Here is a 19,962-nt window from a genome sequence, read left to right on the forward strand (position 1 = left end):
CAAGCAACCCCATTCCGGCTATAGGGAGTCTCCGTCGATCCCGGCCCCGAGCCGATCGGTGGGACGATCACGAGAATCCGCATGGCTTGTCATGGAAGCGAGCCGTCCGGTCGGGGCTCGAGATCCGCAGCGCAGCAGCCTGTCCCGCCTCACTCGCTCGCCGAACACGAGGAGGGCCAGGCGGCCATCCCGGAACGGCGGAGACAGCGAGGGTGCAATCCATGGGAGAGGGGCATGACGAAACGGTTTCATCATGCAATCCGCGCACCGTTTCGCCGCGGTCATTCGGGTGATCTGTAACTTGGCGGGGCGGATGGATTTGCTCGTCGAATCCCGGCGGCCGAACGGGTCGAACCGTCCGCCCGTCGCGTCGGCCGGCTTCCGAGCTGACCACGACGACGGCAATCTGGCGGCATCGTGCCTACCGAATGCGCACGCCCGCTTGATTCGATCGGGGGCGGTTGCCGGCCCGAGCCCCCCCGGACCCGCCGCGGCCGGGCTCGTGAGCCTCGATCGGGAGCCGATCGGCCCGGCGGGAGGGAACCGGCGCGAAAATCGCAAGCGAGAGCGATCGCCCGAAGGGACGACGACGCTTGAAATCATCCTTGACCAAGACACGCTAGCGGGCATTCGAGCGACCTCGATGGACGAGGGGGACTCCTTCATGCGGATACACGTCAAGGTGACAGGCCGGCGATACCTTTCCGGCGGAGAGATGCTTCCCGCGCTCGACCTGCCCGGAGGGTCGAGTATCGACGACGCGATCGACGCGGTCCGGCGCCAGACGGGCGGGGCCGCGGCGATCATCCCGCAGGCTCTCCTGGCGATCTCCGGCGAGCACATCGGGACGGTCGCTCGTCATACGCCCAGGGTCCTCGTCGACGGGGACGAGGTCATGATCTTCGCGCCGGTCGCGGGCGGCGCGCCGCAGACCGGACAGTCGGCTCGCTTCCAGAGCCGGACCTGACTCATCTCTCCCCGGAAGCCATCGACCACGAGCAGGCGGCCCCACGACGGTATGCCGGCCCGGCCGAGGATCTTGATCGCCTCGAGCGCCGCCAGGTTGCCCATCGTCGCGGCGATCGCCCCGACGACCGGGAATCTGGCTTCAAACGGGGGCTCCTCCGGGTACGCACACGCGAGGCATGGGGAGTCCTTTCCGTCGCAGACGAAGAGCGAGCCGGCCATCCCCCACTGGGCAGCGTCGATGAACGGGATGCCGGCGTCGTAGGCCGCCCGGTTCAATCGGAGTCGATGCTCGAAGTCCGCCGGGCAGCTCAGGATGATGTCGACCCGGCGGGCCAGGATGTCCGCCTCCTCGTCATCGGGTTCGTGATCGATGACCTCGACCGAGACGAACCGGCTCATGGCCCGGAGATATCTCGCGAACTGGTCGGCCCGGGGCATGCCCACGCCGGCCTCCGAGCCCAGGAGCTGCCGGTTCATGTCCGGCGACTCGAGCTCGCCGCCGTGGGCGATGATGATCGTGCCGACTCCGGCCATCGCCAGCGAGAGCGCCGCGGGGCCGCCCAGGCCCCCCACCCGCGTCACCAGGGCCGTCGATCCCTTGAGCCGGCGCTGGCCTTCCTCGGAGAGCACCCCCGGCCCGATTTGCCGGTCGTACCGGACGCGTTCCTCGTTCGAGAGTTTCGGCAGGATCATGCAGGCTGCTCCATGCATTCCGGCTCGACCGGCTCGAGCGCCGACTCCGGAACGAGGAAAGTACGGCCGTCGAAGTACGCATGGTAAGCCGGCCCTCCCGGATGGTCGCGGAGGACGCGGAGGACCTCCCCGCGCGTGCCGGCGGCCACGACGACAACGCCTCCGATTGCCAGGGGGATTCGCGAGGCGACCTTGTCCCGGAACAGGAACTGCGCGGGGACCCACGGCTCGTCGGCCCCGATCAACTCCTCCTCGCGGCAGCCGACCAGGAGATCAACCTCGGTAAAGTGCACCGAATAGATGATCTGATCCTGGAGGAAGGTCCCGACGTTCCGGACGAAGCCCACGCTCCCCGCCTTTGCCAGGACGTCGCCCGTCTCCTTGCCCGGGAAGGTGCCGTCGTTGCGGACCGTCCGGACGACCCGGACGAGCTCGCCGTAGTCGAAGCGGGGCATCATGGGAGTGAGCCTCCGTTGACGGTCGACGAACCCCCGAGGCCGATCGAGGAGAGCGGCACGAAGGCCTCGCCCCGCGCCTCGTGGAAGACCTTGAACACCTTCTCCGTCAGGGCGTCGGATTCGACGAAATCCTGATAGGCGCGTGCCAGCCAGGCCCGGTAAGCCCCCCGACGGCCCTCGAGGTCGCCCGGCAGGGAGTCGCGGTCCTGCGCCAGGTAGTCGTGGAACCGCTGGAGGATGTGCAGCCGGTTCACGTGGACGACGGACGGCTCGTACGGGACGGCGAAGTAGTCGAGGAACTCCTCGGCGCTGGCCAGGTCCTGGAGCTCGTCTTCGAATTCATCGAGGTCCATGGCTCAGGCTCCCTGGCGGACGGTGGAGGGGACTCGAAACGAGCGCGAGCGGCCGCCTGACGCGGCCCGGACGGCGACGGCATGCCAGCGCCTGAGCTCGGCGTCGGTGGGGGGCCGCTTGGTGCGGTCGGCGAAGTTACGGAGCCGTTCCAGGATCGCGGCCGTAGCCTCCGGGCCCGCCGAGAGGCCGAGGTCCGCCAGGGCATGCGCGACGGAGCGAGTCCCCGAGTGCTTCCCCAGGACGATGGAGTGTGACCGACCCAGGAGCGCGGGGTCCACGCCCTGGTAGTTGTGTCGATCCTTGAGGAGTCCGTCGACGTGGATCCCGGCCTCGTGCGTGAAGACCCCCGCGCCGACGAGGCTCTTCTGCCAGCCGACCTGGCGGCCGGAGGCCTTCGCCACGCGGTCGGACACGAGCGGCAGGCGGGGGAACTCGACGCCGGTCTCGAGGCCGTGGAGCAGCTTCAGGCTCACGGCCACCTCCTCGAGCGGGGCGTTGCCGGCTCGCTCGCCCAGGCCGTTGACCGTGGTGTTGACGTGGGTCGCGCCGGCGAGGACCGCGGCCAGGCTGTTGGCCGTCGCCAGGCCGAGGTCGTCGTGCGCGTGCATCTCAATCTCGAGGCCGGTCGCCGCTCGCAATCGCCGGATTGCCCGATGAGTGGAGAACGGCTCGAGGATCCCCACGGTGTCGGCGAACCGGAAACGGCGGGCGCCGGCGGCCTCGGCGGCCTCGGCCACGCGGAGCCGGAACTCGGGGTCGGCCCGCGACGAGTCCTCGCCGCCGACGCAGACCTCGAGACCTTCGTCCAGGGCCCGCGGCACCATGTCCGCAATCGTCCTCAGCACCGCGGAGCGATCGGTGGAGAGCTTGCGGTCGATCTGCTGGTCGGAGATCGGGATCGACAGGTCGACCATCGTCACGCCCAGCCCGCGGCATGCGGCCAAGTCCTCCCGGCGCATCCGGCACCAGACCAGCAGCCGGGCGCGAAGTCCGGCGGAGGCGATCGCCCGGATCCCCTCGCACTCGGCTCCTCCCATGCCGGGGATGCCGATCTCGAGCTCGGGCACCCCCGCGTCGTCCAGGTCGCGGGCGATCGCCAGCTTCTCCTCGAGCGTGAAGGCGACTCCCGCGGACTGCTCGCCGTCGCGCAGGGTCGTGTCGTCCAGGACGACCGTGCTCCCGCGCGGCGGCTCGTCGATCTCATCGGCGAACACGACGTCACCTCCGATCAGGCGTAACGGGGGGCGAACGCTTCCTCGGCGGCGACCGGGCCGTCCTCGTTCCAGTAGGGCGAGAGCGACCGCAGATGGGCCATGATCGGCGGGACCGCGGCGATCACGCGGTCCACCTCGTCCATCGTGTTGTACCGCGACAGCGAGAACCGGACGGTGCCGTGAGCGGCCGTGTAGGGGATGCTCATCGCCTTCATCACGTGCGACGGCTCGAGCGACCCTGACGTGCAGGCCGATCCGCTGGACGCCGCGATCCCCTCCTTGTTGAGCAGCAGGAGGATGCCCTCCCCCTCGATGTACTCGAAGGCGATGTTCGCCGTGTTCGGCAGCCGATGGTCGGGGTCGCCGGTCACGAAGCAGTTGGGGACCGCGGCCAGGATTCCCTTCTCGAGCCGGTCCCGCATCGCCTTCACGCAGGTGTTCTCGAAGACCATGTGCTCCATGGCCAGCTCCGCCGCCTTCCCCAGCCCCACGATCGACGCCGAGTTCTCCGTGCCGGCCCGCCGGCCCCGCTCCTGGTGACCGCCTCGGAGCAGGGGGCGAAAGCGGGTGCCCCGTCGGAGATAGAGCACGCCCACCCCCTTGGGGGCGTGGAGCTTGTGCCCGGAGAGGCTGAGCATGTCGATGGCCGTGTCCTTGAGGTTGATGGGCAGCTTGCCCACGGCCTGGACGGCGTCGGTGTGGAACTGGGCGCCGACCCCCTTCGCCAGCTCCGCCATCTCCTCGACGGGGAAGATGGTCCCGGTCTCGTTGTTGGCCCACATGGCCGAGACGATGGCCGTCTTCTCCGACAGCTTCTTGCGATATTCCTTCAGGTCCAGCCGCCCCTTCTCGTCGACCCTGAGCCGATGGACGACATAGCCGTCGTCGCCGAGCTGCTTCTCCAGGTAGTCGCAGAGCGACAGGATGGCGGGGTGCTCGACGACCGTCGTGATGATCTCCCGACGCTCGGGCAGGGCCTTGAGCGCGGAGAGGATCGCGGTCGAGTCCGACTCGGTCCCGCACGACGTGAACACGATCTCCGACTCGTGGGCCGCCCCCAGGAGGTGCTGGACGCGGGCCCGCGCCTCCTTGATGGCCTTGCCCACGCGGTCGCCGAAGCTGTGCATCGACGAGGCGTTCCCGAACTGCTCCGTGAAGTACGGGAGCATGGCCTCGACGACCAGGGGGTCGACCTTCGTGGTCGCGTTGTTATCCATGTAGATGTCAGCCATGGCTCGCACCTCCGATCGCCATCGGCTCCGCCGGAGCGGCCTTCATCCTGCTGGCGGGGAGGACCTTGAGGAACTCGCCGAACTCCTCCATCATCTTCTGCTGGACGCCGCCGAGGGTCGCGGACTCCATCGCGCAGCCCTTGCAGGCGCCCAGCATGGTGACGTAGATCGTCTTGCCGTCGATCTCCACGAGTTCGAGGTCGCCGTGATCGGCCTGGAGCTGCGGGCGGATCTTGTCGATGACGGCCTCGACGCGGCGGACCCGCTGGGGCATGGTCATCTCCGACCATCGCAGCGGCTTCGCCGGGGCGGGCTCCGCGGGGGGGTCGAAGGCGTTCCCCCGCCGACGTTGGATGTCGTCGAGGATGTCCTCGATCTTCTCGTGGCACGAACAGCATCCGCCGCCGGCCTTGGTGTAGTTGGTGACGTCCTCGACGGTGGAGAGGCGGTTCGAGGCCACGACCTCCTCGATCAGCCCGGCGTGGATGCCGAAGCAGTGGCAGACGAGGTCGCCTTCCTCATGATCCTCCGCGAGCTCCTCGCCGCGGTAGTTCGCCACGGCCGCCTGGAGCGCCTCGCGGCCCATGACGGAGCAATGCATCTTCTCCGGCGGCAGGCCGTCGAGATAATCCGCGATGTCCTGGTTGCTGACCTTGAGCGCCTGGTCCAGGGTCATCCCCTTGACGATCTCCGTGAGCGCGGAGGACGAGGCGATGGCCGAACCGCAGCCGAAGGTCTGGAACCGGGCGTCGAGAATCCGGTCGGACTCGGGATCCACCCGGAGCATCAGGCGGAGGGCGTCGCCGCAGGCGATCGCCCCGATCTCGCCCACCGCGTTGGCCTCGGCGAGCGGGCCGGCGTTGCGAGGCTGGAAGAAGTGATCCTTGACCTTCTCGGAATACTCCCACATGGCAGGCCCCCCCCTGACTCGCGGTCGCTCCATCCCGGGTGGCTCGCACAGAGCCCGACGAGACCGGCGGAGCCTCGACGGGATGCCCCTATTCTCAAACCGGGTGCCAATCGCGACCGCCCAGGGCGCGCGGTTTTCCGGCCCTTTTCCGCGGCGAACGTGGTCGATCGGCCGCTGTCGCAAACCCCACCCGCCCGGCGGCCTTTGTCCGGGTTGCGACGCTCCGGAGTTCCAGAGGATTTCCGATCCGCCGGCCTCCCGGCCCATGGCCGTGTCGGAAACGCGACAATCCGCTCGCCGGCGGTCGCGTCGGGAAGATTCCACGACATCGCTCCAGATTCCTAGGAAATCATATCAATGGCCATCAGAATCACAGTGGTTTGATGCCTGATCCTGAGGCAGGATTGTGGCGCCAGCGGGCAGGTCCATCACACGAAGTTCGGAGAGGGGCAGGGAGGGCTCGCCCCGGCGCCATCCCCTCGATCCGCGGCCGCCCCGACTCCGGAGGATGGTTCGACGCGGCGCGCGAAAAGACCGCCCGGTGGCCTGGATTGGCGACCGGGCGGTCCAGATCGTGGGGCCCATCGAAGCGGGGTGGTTCAGCCGGCGAGCGAGAGGGGTTCGTGGGTCAAGCAGGACTTCGGGCAGGCCTTGCTGCACGCCTGGCAGCCGATGCAGTCCTCCGGATTGGCGAGGCTCATGACCTTGCGCGTCTCCTCGCTATCGTCGTCGTCGTCGTCGTTCAATTGCCGCTCGACCAGCGTGAAGACCTGGCGCGAGCAGGACTTGAAACAGCGGCCGCAGCCGATGCAGCGGGCCTGGTTGAGCGAGGCAACGTAGTGCGGGATCCACTCCGTGCCGCCTCGCGTCCGGCCGGTGACCTGGGTGGCGATCATGGTGCGGTGACCTCCTCCGCGGCTCGGGCGGCCGAGAGCTCGTCGACGGCGTCTTTCCAGGACCGGCAGGCGGCGAGCGTCCCCTCGGCGATCGACGGGATCTCGTCGAGTCGTTCGGGCAGCCGCTCCTCGGCCAGGTCGTGCATCCTGCCCGCCCACTCGGCGGCGATCCGCTTGCGGCGCTGGACTTCCTTCTCCAGGCCCCGGATGATCTCATCGCGCGTCATGAATGTGTCCTTGAACGGGGCCCGGAGAGACCGCCCGCGCCCCCATCGAGGGGGCGCGGGCCGACCGGCGAGGGTCAGTCCTCCTCGGCGACCTGGCGATACTTCTCGATCAGCTCGAGGATCCCGTCGAGGATCTTCTCGGCGTCGTGCTCCAGGACTTCCCGCGTATTGAAGCCGAAGCGGTGGACGTCGCGGAGCGTCCGGTCGTAGACGACCAGCTTGCCGACGGTGATCAGGGCGCGGCCGAACCCCTCGTGGTGGATGTTGATCGAGGGGATGGCCATCAGGCCGGTCACCTTCTCGACGAGCGAGCAGATGGCGTTGTAGTACGCCTTCACGCGCGACATCACCTCCTCGTCCGGGTCGCCGACGATCGGGATGAGGTGCTTGTGCTCCTTGGTCACGATGAACGGGGACAGGATCTCGTCGTCGCTGGCCCGGTCATGCTGGCCGTAGGTGTCGATGGCTCGCATCTGCTTGACGAGCTCCTTGGCCAGGTTGGACTCGACGATCGGCGCGGTCGAACTCATGACGGAAACGCTCCAAAAGGACCTTCGGGGGTCGCACGACCACTTCGTGGCGAACTCAACCGTCCCAGCCCTCCTCCTCCATCGCGTCGAACCGGCCCGCGTCCCTGCGGCGGTCCTGGCTCTGGAGGGCCTTGACGATCCATGGGGTGCTGGCGAGGTTGATCTCGTTGCGGAGGTGGGCGAGCGCCTCGGCGATCAGGGCGCCGGGCTCCACCTTGATGGGCTGGACCCCCGCGGCGGCGAGCTGCCGCACGGCGGAGCCGCCGACCGCCTGGCAGAAGACCGCGGCGCACCCCTGGAGCGCGGCGATCTTGGCCGGGAGCTTGGATTCGTTGCCGTCGTGGACGGCCTCCTCGAACTGGGTCACCCCGACGAGCTCGGACCCGGTCCCCGACACCCGGTAGATGGCGAAGCGGGTCGCCGAGCCGAAATGCTGGTCCACGACGGTCATGCCGCCGGTGGCGAAGGCGACGTTCATGGACGGGCCCGGCGCGGCGGGCTCGTCGTCACGGAGCATCAACCGGACAGGGTACGAGGCCGGCATCGAGGAGTCCCTCCGGGGCGGGGTCGTCCCGCTTCTGCGAGTAGATGGAACGATAGGCCGGGATCGCGTGATGGCGACGCTCGGCGAGCATGTTCGCCAGGTCGAAGAGCAACTGCCGCGTCCCCCGGTATCCGATGAACGTCCGCTGATAGCCACCGATCAGGTCGTACTGCGGGAACCCGGCCCGGACGATCGGGATGCCCAGCCGCCCCGCCGAGTCGACGGCGTGCGAGTTGCCGATCAGGCATTCCGCCCGCCCCTCTCGCGCCGCCTTCTCCAGGTCCGCCAGGTCGCCGATCTGGACGGCGGCGGCCGGCACGGACGAGAGCGACGGGCCCGCCGCCGGAGCGACGGCCGCGACCACCTCGGCCCCCATCTGGGCGGCGAGCTGGCCGAAGGCCAGCAGCAGGTCGGGGTCGGCGGCGATCGCGAGCCGTGTCTGGCCGATCATGAAATGGGTGTCGACCATGGCGTCCTGGAGCTGGGCCCGGTGCCGCTCGAGCTTGCGGGGGACGTCGCGGTCGCTGATCCGGTGCAGGCAGTAGACCAGGGCATCCACGGCCTCCAGCCCCATGAGGTGATCGAAATGATAGTTCGGCACCCCCGTCCGCTCGTGGAGCAGGTCCGCCGCCTTCTCCATCGACCGGCCGACGACGAGGGTGGCGTCCGAATCGCCCAGCGTGGCGATCTCCTTGACCGTGATCCCGCCGTAGGTCAGGGGGTTGAATTCCTCGTCGGTGAGGTGGCCGTCGAGCGAGTCGGCCAGGTCGGGGAGGACGATCGGGCGGAGCTCGAACGCCTCGATCAGCTCCTTGAGGGCCTCGACGTCGCCGACCGAGAGCGAGGAGCCGGCCAGCACGTTGACCCGCCCCTTGCGCCCCGGGATCGGCGGCCGGTCCTCCCGCGAGGGGGGGACCAGGACGTCGATCATGGCGGTCACGGCGGCCGCGAATCCCGTCTCGAAGCAGCCGGAGTAATCCGGCGTGTTGACCGGGACGACGGGGATGCCGTCGAACTCCGGATGACGCTCGCGGAACTGCCGGATCGCCCCGGTCAGGTGCGCGCCCTGGGTCTCGGCCAGGCCGGTCGTCGGCAGGCCGACGAGGCTCGGCTTGTGCTTGCCGCAGACCACCTTGAGGGCCTCGATGATGTTCTCGTCCGCGCCCATGACCGAGCTGATCTGGTCCATGGCCGTGGTCTGGAGCGGGATCGGCTCGCGGAAGTGGCGGACGAAGAAGACCTTGCCGAAGGCCGTGCACCCCTGGGCGCCGTGCATCAGCGGCACGGCCCGGTCCAGGCCCATGAAGGCGAGCGAGGCCCCGACCGTGGCGCTCGCCTTGAGCGGGCTCACGGAGAGGGGCTTGGTTCGCTTCCGCACGGTGGTCGTTGTCATCGGACTCCGATCTCCTTTCGGGCGATCAGGCGCGGAAGACCTTGGGCCGGTGATGGATGACGGGCTGGGCCGGCTCCCAGGGCGTCGGCCGGCGGGCCGCCTCCCAGACCGGGCTCTCGATCGCCAGCGCGAGCTGGCGGGCCAGCTCGAGCATCCCCTCGTAGCCGGCGTAGCCGAAGTCGCGCTCCTGGTTGATGTCCAGGAACGGGATCTTGGCCTTGAGCGCCGTGTACATGTTGCGACCCCCGGCGATCAGGATGTCGGCCTCCTGCTCGTGGACGATCTTGAGCAGGGCCCGGGGGTTGCCGTCGTCGATCATCCTCGTCTTCGGCCCCATCAGCTCGCGGATCCGCTGCTTGTCCTCCTCGGTGGACTTGGTCGTCCCGGTCGCGACGACGACCATGCCCAGATCCTGGAGCGCCGAGATGATCGACCAGGACTTCACGCCCCCCGTGTAGAGGAGCACCCGCTTGCCGCGGAGCCGTGCCCGCCACGGCTCCAGGGCCTCGTGAATCCGCGCCTCCTCGCGGGCGATCAGGGACGTCGATCGCTCGGTCAGGCCGGGATCCCGGATCAGCCGGGCGAAATCGCGGATCGCCTGCGACGTGTCGGCGACGCCGTAGATCGAGCCCTCGAACCAGGGCGTCCCGTACGTCTCCTCGAGCTTCCGGGCCACGTTCAGGAGGGCCTTGGAGCAGACCATCATGTTGACCTCCGCGCGGTGCATCGTCTGCACCTCGCGGAAGCGGGCGTCGCCGGAGAGCGTGCAGAGCACCCGGATCCCGAGCTCGTCCAGGAGCGGCAGGACGTGCCAGAGCTCGCCGGCGATGTTGTACTCGCCGATCAGGTTGACGTCGTGGACCGTGATCCCCTCGCGGGCCGAGGAAACCGGGATCGGGTCGGGCTCGCGGGTGCCGATCACGTGCTTGACCATCGCCTCGCCGGCGATCCGGTTCCCCAGGTTCTTGGTGCCGTAGAAGCCCGCGCAGTCGATCGGGACGACGGGGACGTCCCACTTCGCCCGGGCGGCCTTGCAGACGGCCTCGATGTCGTCGCCGATCAGGGCCGGGACGCACGTGTTGTAGACGAAGACGGCGGCGGGGCGGTGGTCGTCGATCGCCTGCTTGATCGAGTGGAAGAGCCGTTTCTCGCCGCGGCCCATGATCACGTCCTGCTCGGTCAGGTCCGTGGTCATGCCCAGGCGGTAGAGCTCCGGCCCGGAGGAACGGGTGCCGCGGTTGTCCCACGAGCTGCCGGCGCAGGCGATCGGGCCGTGGACGATGTGGGCGACGTCGGCCACGGGGATGAGGGCGATCTGCGCCCCGTCGAACGCACAGCCTCCCGCGGTGGCGCCGGGCTTGGGCCGGGCGCAGCCGGACTTCGATTTCTTGTTGTGCTCGCAGGACGGCTCATTCAGCAGCTCGGCGATGTCTTTCGGCTTCATCGTCCCCGCCCCATCGTCGTTCGCGACGTCCGGCCCCCCGGCCCGTCACGCTTCCTCGTCGTCGTCGGACACCTCGGCCAGGACCAGGCCGGTGGCCGCGTCGTGATCCTCGGTGAGTCGCACGCAATGCTCGGATCGGTCCACCAGGTAGACGTTCAGGCCGGGGAGCTTGAGGACCGGCCTCACGCCCTGGACGTCGTCGTCGCCGCAATAGGTCAGGCTGACCCCCGGGAAGGCTCCCCGGAGGCGACGGACCGTCTCCTCGGAGAGCCCTTCCCGGTGGGCCCGACCGGCCACATCCGCCACGAATTCGGGAGTCACGACCCTGCCTCCACGTGGTAGCGGATGCGGTCCTCGAGCGGCACGTTCATCGCCTTGGCCAGCCAGGGGGGCGGCGATGAACCCATCCTCCGGCGAAGCTCCTCGAGGTACGGCCGAGCGGGGCCGCCCTCCGTGTACTTGAGCGGATAGACCCCGGCGTTGATCACCTTCGCCGCCGCCGGCCCGCCGATCGACCGGACGAAGAGGACGTGGCAGTCGTCGATGAGCCGGGCGCGGAACGCGGACGGGTCGTCGGCGTCCTGGGCACCTCGGGCGGTCCGGATGTCGATGAGCCGGAGCTCGGCCGGCGAGAGCTGATAGATCAGGTAGCGTCGGGCGGAGCCGAAGTGGGCGTCCAGCTCCTCGGCCGAGTCGGAGGACACCGCCGCGCGGATCGAGCCGGGCATGTCGCCGTCCTCGTAGGCGTCGATCTCGGGCAGCCCGTCCTCGGCCGACTTGTCGCCCCAGAGGGTGGCGACGACTTCCTTGAGCAGGTCGACGTCGTAGCGGTCGGCGACCTCGGCGGTGGGGAGGTCCACGTCGGCGTCGATCGAGCCCCCCTGGCTGAGGGCGTTGCGGAGCTGGGTCACCGTCAGGCGGCCCAGCTTCTCCTGGTCCAACGGCCAGCCGAGCTGGCCCACCAGGCCCTTCATGAGTTGCCCGACGCTCACGTCCGGCAAGGCTCGCGCCGCCATCCCGATCCTCAGGGCCAGGTCGCGCGAGAGTTCAAGGCTCATGGCTGGAAACCTCGTGGAGCGATGAGGGGGAAGCTAGATCTTCTGGGCCTGGACGGTCACCGGCAGCTTGGGCGGGGAGTCGAACGGCTCGACGAAGTAGCGCGAGCCGTCCCTCAGCTCGAGCTGGCCGCCCCACTTGTCGGGCCGGTCGAACTCGAGCGAGACGACCTCGTCCTCGAGGTCCTTCTTGGCCACGTAGAAGACGAGCCGGCCGGTCCTTCCCCTGCGGAGCATCACCTTGGGCATGGCGGATCCCCATGTCTGTTTCGTGGTCATCTGGTGGAGGCGGGCGGAGAGGCGGCCCCCCTGGGCGTCAGCGGACGAGGTCGTAGTTGTAGTCCGTGGTCCCCATCCCGCGGGTGTCGTCGTCGAGCCGCTCGAGGATCGCGTTGACCAGGGTCCGGAGGACGTGCATCATCCCCTCGTAGCCGAGCGTCGTGTCGCGGTGCAGGTGGTGGCGGTCGAAGATCGGGAAGCCCAGGCGGATGAGCGGCACCTCGAACTCACTTCCCTTGTGCAGCGTGTCGCGCTGGATGAACTTGCCGTAGGAGTTGCCGATCATGAAGTCCGGCCGGTCGGTGAAGACCAGGGACCGCATGTGCCAGAGGTCGCAGCCGGTGTAGACCTCCGCCTTCTTGCCGTAGGGCGAGGACTCGAGGAGCTTCTTGACGTCCTTCCGCCACCGCTTGTTGCCGTTGTTGGCCAGGACGTGCGTCGGCTCCGCCCCCAGCTCCATGAGGATCTTGCACATGCCGGAGACGAAGTCGGGGTCTCCCCAGAGGGCGAATTTCTTGCCGTGGAGCCAGGAATGCGAGTCGGTCATCATGTCGACGAGTCGACCGCGCTCCTTCTCGAGCGAGGCCGGGATCGGCTTGCCGGTGACCTCGGAGACCTTCATCAGGAACTGGTCGGTCCACTCGAGCCCCATCGGGATCGGCAGCGTCGGGATGTCGTGGGCCCAGGTGTTCTCGACGAACTTGGCCGTCTTCTCGAGCTGCCAGGGCTGGAGCAGGAAGGTCGTGTGGGCGTTGGGGGCGTCCTTGACCTCATCCTGCGTGGTCCCCCCCGAGTACATCCGGTACTTGCCGTCGGCCGGCGTGTCGAGGACCTCTTCCGGGTCGGAGAGGAAGGAGAACGGGACGTCCATCTCGCGGAGCATCCGCTTGATGACGCGGAAGTTGCCCAGGTAGGTCTCGAAGCCGGGGACGATGTTGATCTTGCCGTTGGAGCCGACCTTCTTGTCGTCCATCGCGTTGAGGGTGAAGTGGCGGAGGATGCCCTCGAACATGTTGTCCCAGCCGTTGAGGTGGCTGCCCACGAAGCTCGGCGTGTGGGCGAACGGCGTCGGGAACTCCTGGGGCAGGTGCTCCGCCTTCTTGGCGTTGTTGATGAACGCGTTGAGGTCGTCGCCGATCACCTCGGCCATGCAGGTCGTGGAGACGGCGATCATCTCGGGCTTGTAGATCGCCTTGGCGTTCTCGAGCCCCGCGAACATGTTCTTCTGGCCGCCGAAGACCGCCGCGTCCTCCGTCATGGAGTCGGACACGCAGGCGATCGGCTCCTTGAAGTGGCGGTTGAAGTACGTCCGGAAGTAGGCGACGCATCCCTGGGAGCCGTGGACGTAGGGGAGCGTCTTCTCGAACCCGAGGGCGCAGAGCACCGCCCCCAGGGGCTGGCAGGCCTTCGCCGGGTTGATCGTCAGGGCCTCGCGCTGGAAGTTCAGCTCCTTGTACTCCGCGGAGGTCGTCCACTCGAAGACCTCGTTGATCTTCGCCTTCGGGTGGGACTCTTCGTAGAGGGCCTGCTTGTTCGCGAGGCTGTCCTTGTATTCCTGGTCACGGAAGAGCGGGAAGCACGGCTTGATGTCCTCGACTTGCTGGCTCATGACGCGATCTCCTTTCGAGATGTTCGGCGGGGCGATGGGGCGGGATGCCGGCCGGCGGCCTCAGCTCTTCCAGGGCGGGGTGAGTTTGGACCAGCAGGGGTTGTTGAGGGTCATGTCCATGTCGCGGGCGAAGATCGCGAACCCGTCGTAGCCGTGGTAGGGGCCCGAGTAGTCCCACGAGTGCATCTGGCGGAAGGGGATGCCCATCTTCTGGAAGATGTACTTCTCCTTGATTCCCGAGCCGACCAGGTCCGGCTTGACCCGCTTGACGAACTCCTCGAACTCGTAGCCGGTGACGTCGTCGTAGAGCAGGGTCGCCTTGCCCATCTCCTTGAGCGTCCGGTCGTAGTCGTCGTTGTGGCCGAACTCGTAGCCGGTGCCGACGACCTCCATCCCGAGGTCCTCGTAGGCGCCGATGACGTGGCGGGGGCGAAGGCCGCCGACGTAGAGCATGACCTTCTTGCCCTCGAGCCGGGGCCGATACTTGGCGATGACGGCCTCGGTCTCCGCCTTGTAGCGGGCGATGACGCGCTCGGCACCCTCCTTGATGGTGTCGTCGAAGTGCTCGGCGATGGCCCGCAGGCTCTCCTCGATCTTGGTCGGGCCGAAGAAGTTGTATTCGAGCCAGGGGATCTCGAACCGCTCCTCCATGTGGCGGGCGATGTAGTTCATCGACCGGTAGCAGTGGAGCAGGTTGAGCTTCGCCTTGGGCGTGTTCTGGAGCTCCGCGATGGTGCCGTCGCCGGACCACTGGGCGACCACCCGGAGGCCCATCTCCTCGATGAGCGTGCGGGAGGACCAGGCGTCGCCGCCGATGTTGTAGTCGCCGAGGATCGCGACGTCATACGGCGAGCTTTCGAAGGTCGCCTCGCGCTTCTCGACCCCTTCGACGAAGACGACGTCGCGGATCGAGTCGTTGGCGATGTGGTGGCCCAGCGACTGGGAGACGCCGCGGAAGCCCTCGCACCGGACCGGCACCACGACCTTGCCGATCTCCTTCGACTTCTTCTTGGAGACGGCCTCGATGTCGTCGCCGATCAGCCCGATCGGGCACTCGGACTGGACCGAGATCCCCTTGTTGAGGGGGAAGAGGGCCTCGATCTCGTCGATCAGCTTGGCGAGCTTCTTGTCGCCGCCGAAGACGATGTCCTTCTCCTGGAAGTCGCTCGTGAAGTTCATGGTCACGAACGTGTTCACGCCCGTGGTGCCGATGTAGTAATTGCGCCGGCCGGCCCGCGAGTACTGGCCGCAGCCGACGGGGCCGTGGGAGATGTGGATCATGTCCTTGATCGGGCCCCAGACCACGCCCTTGGAGCCGGCGTAGGCGCAGCCGCGGATCGTCATCACGCCCGGGAGCGACTTCTTGTTGGACGTGATGCATTTCTTGGATTGCTCGAGCTCCGGGTCGTTGGGCGAGAGGTGCTTCAGCCGGTCCTTGCGGGCCTCGGCCGGATAGACCTCGAGCACTTCCTGGATCAGCGCCTCGGTTTCCTCTTGGGTGAGCACGGACATGGCGATACCTCGCGGAAGGATGGACGCAGCCTGAGCGGGGCACGGGCGCCGCGCCCGGCCGATCGATGTCGCGTTGGAAGGGCCCGGAGAGGAGGAGGAGGCTCCCGGCGGCCCGGAGAGGGAGGGGGCGGCCGGTGACGGGGAAGGTCGAGGCGTTCGAGGCTCAGCCGATGGTCGTGACCGCGAGACCCTCCTCGGCGGCCGTCTTGCCGACGATCGACGAGTCCTCCTCGTCGAGGATGCCGAACTCCATGAGCAGGTTCTCGAGCTCGTCCATGCTGATCGGCGTCGGGATCACGAGGTTCTTGTTGTTCTCGATCTTGCTGGCGAGGGTCCGATACTCGTCGGCCTGCTTCGCCTTCGGGTCGTACTCGATGACCGTCATGCGGCGGATCTCGGCGCGCTGGACGACGTTGTCGCGGGGGACGAAGTGGATCATCTGGGTCCCCAGCTTCTCGGCCAGGGCGATGATCAGCTCGTCCTCGCGGTCGACGTTGCGGGAGTTGCAGATCAGGCCGCCGAGGCGGACGCCGCCGGTGTTGGCGTACTTGACGATCCCCTTGGCGATGTTGTTGGCCGCGTACATGGCCATCATCTCGCCGGAGCAGACGATGTAGATCTCCTGGGCCTTCTTCTCGCGGATCGGCATGGCGAAGCCGCCGCAGACGACGTCGCCGAGGACGTCGTAGAAGACGAAGTTGAGGTCGGGATCATAGGCCCCTTCTTCCTCGAGGAAGTTGATGGCCGTGATCACGCCGCGGCCGGCGCAGCCGACGCCCGGCTCCGGGCCGCCGGACTCGACGCACTTGACGGCGCCGTAGCCGACCTTCATGACCTGCTCGAGCTCCAGGTCCTCGACCCCGCCGGCCTCGGCCGCCAGGTGCATGATCGTGTTCTGGGCCTTCTCGTGGAGCATCAGGCGGGTGGAGTCCGCCTTCGGGTCGCAGCCGACGATCATCACCTTCTGACCCGCCTCGGCCAGGGCCGCGACCAGGTTCTGGGTGGTGGTCGACTTGCCGATGCCGCCCTTGCCGTAGATCGCACACTGTCGCAACTTGCCCATCGCGGTGATCCCCTCGTACCGGCGTTCGTGGTTACTGGCCTGGACGTCGTCCTCGACTCACGACCCACCCCCAAGGCAAGGGCCGTGCCGACTCCGAAAAACGTCTCATATTCTCCCGTGAAGACGCGTTTGAGCCCGTTTTTCGGCCGAAAAGCGGCCGTTCATGGTCCGGTCCGCCGACGGACTCGGGTGTGTGGTGTGCCACAGTCGCACTCCGGTATGTCGGGTTCGCGACGAGACCGCGGCGGCCGTTCGCGTCGCGATCGCGACGTGGGCGGGGTTGTGAGATGTGCCACACGTCCGACCGCGATTGTCGGGTTCGCCACGCGATGGACGACCCGCGAGAGGCCGGCTGGAGGCCCCGGGCGGCCATCCCGCCGGATCGGACGGCACCTGGGAAGTCCGGCGCGCCGCTTGCTCTGGTGCCGATCACTCTCACCCTCGCGGCGGGGATCAGCCGGCGTTCCACAATCCAGCTCAAGAGGATACTTCGATGCGAACCAAGCTCCTGGGAGACATCCTCGGCGGGGTCCTGTCCGGCGACGTCGTCCCCTATCTCGGGCCGGGAGTCCTCGGCGACGTCACGAGCTTCGACGACGGCAGCCCGATCCCGGCCGACGACACGTCCCTGATCATGGCGATGACGGGCGGTCGGCACCTGAGCCCGAAGCTGATGGAGGAGTTCCCCAGGGCGGCGATGCACTTCGAGCTCAAGAAGGGCCGCAAGTTCCTCTCCCACTTCCTGACCATGACCTACGGCAACAAGCCCTGGACCGGCGGTGCCGTCCACGAATGGCTCGCCTCGCTCAGCCTCCCGTACATCATCGACACGAACCGAGACACTCGCCTGCAGGAGCTCTACGCCGGCCGGCCCCACACGCTGGTCTCTGGCGTGGCCCGGATCGTCGGCTCGGACTACCGTTTCCGCCTCTGGGAGAGCGACGGCTCGCAGTATCGGTCCGTCACCCACGACGAGGTGAACGCGTCGCTGCCGGTCCTCTTCAAGCCCCACGGCACGCCGCTGCCGGAGCCGACCTACATCGCCTCGGACGCGGACTACGTCGACTACATCACCGAGCTGATGGGAGGCTTCGCGATCCCGGGCTTCGCCAAGCTCCACCGCCAGGGCAAGAAGTACCTGGTGGCCGGCCTCCGCCTCCGCCGGGACACGCAGCGAATGGTCCTCTCCGAGCTGATCGCGGACTCGCACGAGCACGCCGGCTGGGTCTTCATCGAGGAGCCGACCTCCAAGGAACGACGCTACTGCGCGACCAAGGGGCTGGAGGTCGTCGAGGCCGACTTCGCCTCGTTCCTCGAGATCGCCGACAGGGCCTCGGTCGCGTGATCGCGGGCCGGGCCTCCGGTCGACACGGTGCGGCGGCGGCCTCGACTCGGAGGCCGCCGCCGCGATCATCCGCTCAATCGACGGCGATGATCACGTTCGAGGCCTTGACGACGGCGTAGGCCGTGGAGCCCGGGGCGAGATTCAGCTCGGCCACCGCATCCTTGCTGATGATGGACACGATCTCCGTGCCGTCGGGCAGCTTCAGGAAGACCTCGCTGTTCACGGCCCCCGGGACGATCCGGTCCACCGTACCCTTGAGAACATTGCGTGCAGATAGCTTCATTCCCGATCCTCTCGTTGAATGGATCCTGAGGACGCGGCCGCCCGGCCCTTCGTCCGCGGCCGCCCGGCCCTTCGTCCGCGGCCGCCGCGTCATTCTAGCCGCGGGCCAGGCCTCACGCCTAACGCGAGCGGTACCTGGCCATCGCCTCTTCCATCCGCTCCGGCGGGATTCCCGTGAGAGAGCCCGGCGGGTTGAGGGCCTCGCCGCGACGGACGATGGCCCCCTCGATCGGACAGATGCTCGCGCACTGGGGGTCGTCGAAGGCTCCGGCGCACTCGGTGCACGTCTTCGGATTGATCACGAAGTGGGCCTTCGTCCCGGGCCGGAAGATCGACCCGGTCGGGCAGAGGTCCACGCAGGCCCAGCAGTTGACGCACGCGTCGTTGATCTTCAGCGCCATGGGATCGGATCCTCTCGCGTCGCCGGCCGTCAGCCCGCCATGTGATGGGTCTCGCGGGCGTCGAGGCGGCCCGCCCGGTAGAACTCGAGATAGACCGCCGCGACCGCCCGCTCGATCCGCTCCATGCCGTGCTCGCCGTTCGGCCGGATGCCGGCGGCTTCCAGGGCCTCCCAGGGCTCATGGCCGACCTTCGAGCAGAGGACGGCCTCGCAGCCCTCGAGGGCGCGAATCGTGCGATCGAGGGCCGTCTCCGCCTCGCCGCAGGTGTCGCCGCCGGAGCAATAGGCCTCCACCTTGCGGTGGCCGATGAACCGGACCCCGGCGGGAGCGGCCTCGTAGACCAGGAACTCGCGGGCGTGGCCGAAATGCTCGTTGACCAGGCCGCCCCCCTTCGAGGCCACGGCCATCAGGACGGGGCGAGAGCCGGCGGGGACGGCCGGGACGGCGGTCGCCGGCCGATGCCCGGAGAGGGCCGCGGCCTGCTGCTGCAGCTCCTCGTCGATGGCCGCGTGGATGGCCGACCGCCGCGTCATCGCCGCCGCGTAGTCGATGTCCATCGCCTCGATCTTGTCGAGCGTGAACTCCGCGCCGCGATCCTCGCCGAGGAGGCCGACGGCGTCGGCCCGGCACTGGCGGCAATGTCGCATCATGTTCATGTCGCCGGCACATTTATCCTGGAGGGATTGCAGCTCCGCGGGGGACGGCCCGCGCTGGCCCATCACGCCGAAGAAGGTGCCGTGTTCGGGCTCCGAGATCAGGGGCATGACGTTGTGCAGGAACGCCCCCTTCCTCTTGACCTCCTTGCTGACCTCGGCGAGATGCTCGTCGTTGACTCCGGGGATCATCACCGAGTTGACCTTCACCAGGATGTCGCGCTCGACGAGCATCTCCAGGCCCCGCTGCTGGCGGTCGATGAGGATCTTCGCCGCCTCGCGGCCGCGGATCCGCCGGTTCTTCCAGAAGACCCAGGGATAGATTTCCTCGCCGACGGCCGGGTCCAGGCAGTTGATCGTGATCGTCACGTGCTCGATGTTGGCCCGGGCGAGCTCCTCCACGCAGTCCGGGAGCGCCAGCCCGTTGGTCGAGACGCAGAGCTTGATGTCGGGCGCCTGGGCCGCGAGCATCCGAAAGGTCGCGAAGGTCCGATCCGGGTTGGCGAGAGGGTCCCCCGGCCCGGCGATCCCCAGGACCGTCATCTGGGGGATGGTGGCGGCCACGGCCATCGTCTTCTTCACCGCCTGCTCGGGGGTCAGCAGCTCCGACACGACCCCCGGACGCGATTCGTTGGCGCAGTCATACTTGCGGTTGCAGTAGTGGCACTGGATGTTGCAGGCGGGCGCGACCGCGACGTGCATCCGGGCGAAATGATGATGCGCCTGCTCGGAGTAGCAGGGATGGTTGAAGACGCGTTGCCGGATCGATTCCGGCAGGTGCGACATCTGGTCCGCCGTGCTGCCGCACGAGCCGGCGGCGCAGCCTCCCTTGGGCGCGCCCGCGTCGGCGGGGTCGAGGATCGTCAGCTTCATGAAAGTCCCTCGAGTGGCTGCCGACG

Annotated in this window: 22 protein-coding genes; 1 reads left to right on the forward strand and 21 read right to left on the reverse strand. The window is 68.0% G+C overall.

All coding sequences use genetic code 11. The annotated features are described in order from the left end of the window. Positions 1-858: 858 nt before the first annotated feature. The 18 genes from G6O54_RS21205 to nifH all read right to left on the reverse strand — a co-directional run bounded on the left by G6O54_RS21205 (position 859) and on the right by nifH (position 16,382). On the reverse strand, positions 859-1,662 hold the full coding sequence (locus G6O54_RS21205; RefSeq protein WP_165227738.1) for a HesA/MoeB/ThiF family protein: 804 nt from the start codon (positions 1,660-1,662) through the stop codon (positions 859-861). Beyond that, a complete protein-coding gene (locus tag G6O54_RS21210; protein ID WP_165227740.1) occupies positions 1,659-2,120 on the reverse strand; it encodes a nitrogen fixation protein NifZ in 462 nt (153 codons plus the stop codon). Before G6O54_RS21210 ends, G6O54_RS21205 begins: the two co-directional genes overlap by 4 nt. Beyond that, positions 2,117-2,473: a nitrogenase-stabilizing/protective protein NifW gene (gene nifW / locus G6O54_RS21215; protein WP_165227742.1), complete on the reverse strand. Its 357-nt coding sequence runs from the start codon at positions 2,471-2,473 to the stop codon at positions 2,117-2,119. The genes G6O54_RS21210 and nifW overlap by 4 nt, the downstream gene beginning before the upstream one ends. 3 nt (positions 2,474-2,476) lie before the next feature. Beyond that, complete coding sequence (gene nifV, locus G6O54_RS21220; protein ID WP_205678966.1) at positions 2,477-3,688, reverse strand: homocitrate synthase; 1,212 nt, start codon at positions 3,686-3,688, stop codon at positions 2,477-2,479. A 14-nt stretch (positions 3,689-3,702) separates the two neighbouring features. Beyond that, positions 3,703-4,920 (reverse strand): cysteine desulfurase NifS, encoded by a 1,218-nt coding sequence (gene nifS / locus G6O54_RS21225; protein ID WP_165227744.1) that lies wholly within the window; start codon positions 4,918-4,920, stop codon positions 3,703-3,705. Then, the gene (nifU, locus tag G6O54_RS21230; protein WP_165227746.1) at positions 4,913-5,830 is read right to left on the reverse strand and encodes a Fe-S cluster assembly protein NifU; all 918 of its coding nucleotides are present in this window, start codon (positions 5,828-5,830) and stop codon (positions 4,913-4,915) included. The genes nifS and nifU overlap by 8 nt, the downstream gene beginning before the upstream one ends. 599 nt (positions 5,831-6,429) lie before the next feature. Then, positions 6,430-6,726 carry a ferredoxin III, nif-specific gene (gene fdxB / locus G6O54_RS21235; protein WP_165227748.1) on the reverse strand — a complete coding sequence of 99 codons (297 nt, stop codon included), beginning with the start codon at positions 6,724-6,726 and terminating at the stop codon, positions 6,430-6,432. Then, positions 6,723-6,953: a CCE_0567 family metalloprotein gene (locus G6O54_RS21240; protein ID WP_165227750.1), complete on the reverse strand. Its 231-nt coding sequence runs from the start codon at positions 6,951-6,953 to the stop codon at positions 6,723-6,725. The genes fdxB and G6O54_RS21240 overlap by 4 nt, the downstream gene beginning before the upstream one ends. A gap of 74 nt (positions 6,954-7,027) precedes the next feature. Then, positions 7,028-7,483, reverse strand: coding sequence for a NifX-associated nitrogen fixation protein (locus tag G6O54_RS21245; protein WP_165227752.1), 456 nt, complete (start codon positions 7,481-7,483; stop codon positions 7,028-7,030). Positions 7,484-7,538: 55 nt separating this feature from the next. Then, positions 7,539-8,027, reverse strand: coding sequence for a NifB/NifX family molybdenum-iron cluster-binding protein (locus G6O54_RS21250; RefSeq protein ID WP_205678968.1), 489 nt, complete (start codon positions 8,025-8,027; stop codon positions 7,539-7,541). After that, positions 7,990-9,420 carry a nitrogenase iron-molybdenum cofactor biosynthesis protein NifN gene (gene nifN / locus G6O54_RS21255; RefSeq protein ID WP_165227754.1) on the reverse strand — a complete coding sequence of 477 codons (1,431 nt, stop codon included), beginning with the start codon at positions 9,418-9,420 and terminating at the stop codon, positions 7,990-7,992. Before nifN ends, G6O54_RS21250 begins: the two co-directional genes overlap by 38 nt. 25 nt (positions 9,421-9,445) lie before the next feature. After that, the gene (nifE, locus tag G6O54_RS21260; RefSeq protein ID WP_165227756.1) at positions 9,446-10,864 is read right to left on the reverse strand and encodes a nitrogenase iron-molybdenum cofactor biosynthesis protein NifE; all 1,419 of its coding nucleotides are present in this window, start codon (positions 10,862-10,864) and stop codon (positions 9,446-9,448) included. Between the two features lie 45 nt (positions 10,865-10,909). Further along, positions 10,910-11,185, reverse strand: a complete 276-nt coding sequence (locus tag G6O54_RS21265; protein ID WP_165227758.1) for a DUF6129 family protein — start codon at positions 11,183-11,185, stop codon at positions 10,910-10,912. Then, positions 11,182-11,922, reverse strand: a complete 741-nt coding sequence (locus G6O54_RS21270; RefSeq protein ID WP_165227760.1) for a dinitrogenase iron-molybdenum cofactor biosynthesis protein — start codon at positions 11,920-11,922, stop codon at positions 11,182-11,184. The genes G6O54_RS21265 and G6O54_RS21270 overlap by 4 nt, the downstream gene beginning before the upstream one ends. A 33-nt stretch (positions 11,923-11,955) precedes the next feature. Continuing rightward, the gene (gene nifT, locus G6O54_RS21275; RefSeq protein ID WP_165227762.1) at positions 11,956-12,168 is read right to left on the reverse strand and encodes a putative nitrogen fixation protein NifT; all 213 of its coding nucleotides are present in this window, start codon (positions 12,166-12,168) and stop codon (positions 11,956-11,958) included. Positions 12,169-12,235: 67 nt separating this feature from the next. Beyond that, positions 12,236-13,807 (reverse strand): nitrogenase molybdenum-iron protein subunit beta, encoded by a 1,572-nt coding sequence (gene nifK, locus G6O54_RS21280; protein ID WP_165227764.1) that lies wholly within the window; start codon positions 13,805-13,807, stop codon positions 12,236-12,238. A gap of 60 nt (positions 13,808-13,867) precedes the next feature. Continuing rightward, positions 13,868-15,319, reverse strand: coding sequence for a nitrogenase molybdenum-iron protein alpha chain (nifD, locus tag G6O54_RS21285; RefSeq protein ID WP_165227766.1), 1,452 nt, complete (start codon positions 15,317-15,319; stop codon positions 13,868-13,870). A 163-nt stretch (positions 15,320-15,482) separates the two neighbouring features. After that, entirely contained in the window at positions 15,483-16,382 is a 900-nt protein-coding gene (gene nifH / locus G6O54_RS21290; protein ID WP_165227768.1) for a nitrogenase iron protein, read from the reverse strand. 493 nt (positions 16,383-16,875) lie between these two features. Here nifH and G6O54_RS21295 point away from each other — a divergent pair, with 493 nt between their 5' ends. Then, entirely contained in the window at positions 16,876-17,727 is an 852-nt protein-coding gene (locus G6O54_RS21295) for an SIR2 family protein (RefSeq protein WP_165227770.1), read from the forward strand. Positions 17,728-17,800: 73 nt separating this feature from the next. Here G6O54_RS21295 and G6O54_RS21300 read toward each other — a convergent pair whose 3' ends face one another. The 3 genes from G6O54_RS21300 to nifB all read right to left on the reverse strand — a co-directional run bounded on the left by G6O54_RS21300 (position 17,801) and on the right by nifB (position 19,936). Next, complete coding sequence (locus G6O54_RS21300; RefSeq protein ID WP_165227772.1) at positions 17,801-18,010, reverse strand: TOBE domain-containing protein; 210 nt, start codon at positions 18,008-18,010, stop codon at positions 17,801-17,803. Between the two features lie 118 nt (positions 18,011-18,128). Continuing rightward, positions 18,129-18,410 (reverse strand): 4Fe-4S binding protein, encoded by a 282-nt coding sequence (locus G6O54_RS21305; RefSeq protein ID WP_165227774.1) that lies wholly within the window; start codon positions 18,408-18,410, stop codon positions 18,129-18,131. Between the two features lie 29 nt (positions 18,411-18,439). After that, positions 18,440-19,936: a nitrogenase cofactor biosynthesis protein NifB gene (gene nifB, locus G6O54_RS21310; protein WP_165227776.1), complete on the reverse strand. Its 1,497-nt coding sequence runs from the start codon at positions 19,934-19,936 to the stop codon at positions 18,440-18,442. Positions 19,937-19,962: the final 26 nt, after the last annotated feature.

This window comes from Aquisphaera insulae (genome assembly GCF_011064615.1).
GTDB lineage: Bacteria > Planctomycetota > Planctomycetia > Isosphaerales > Isosphaeraceae > Aquisphaera > Aquisphaera insulae.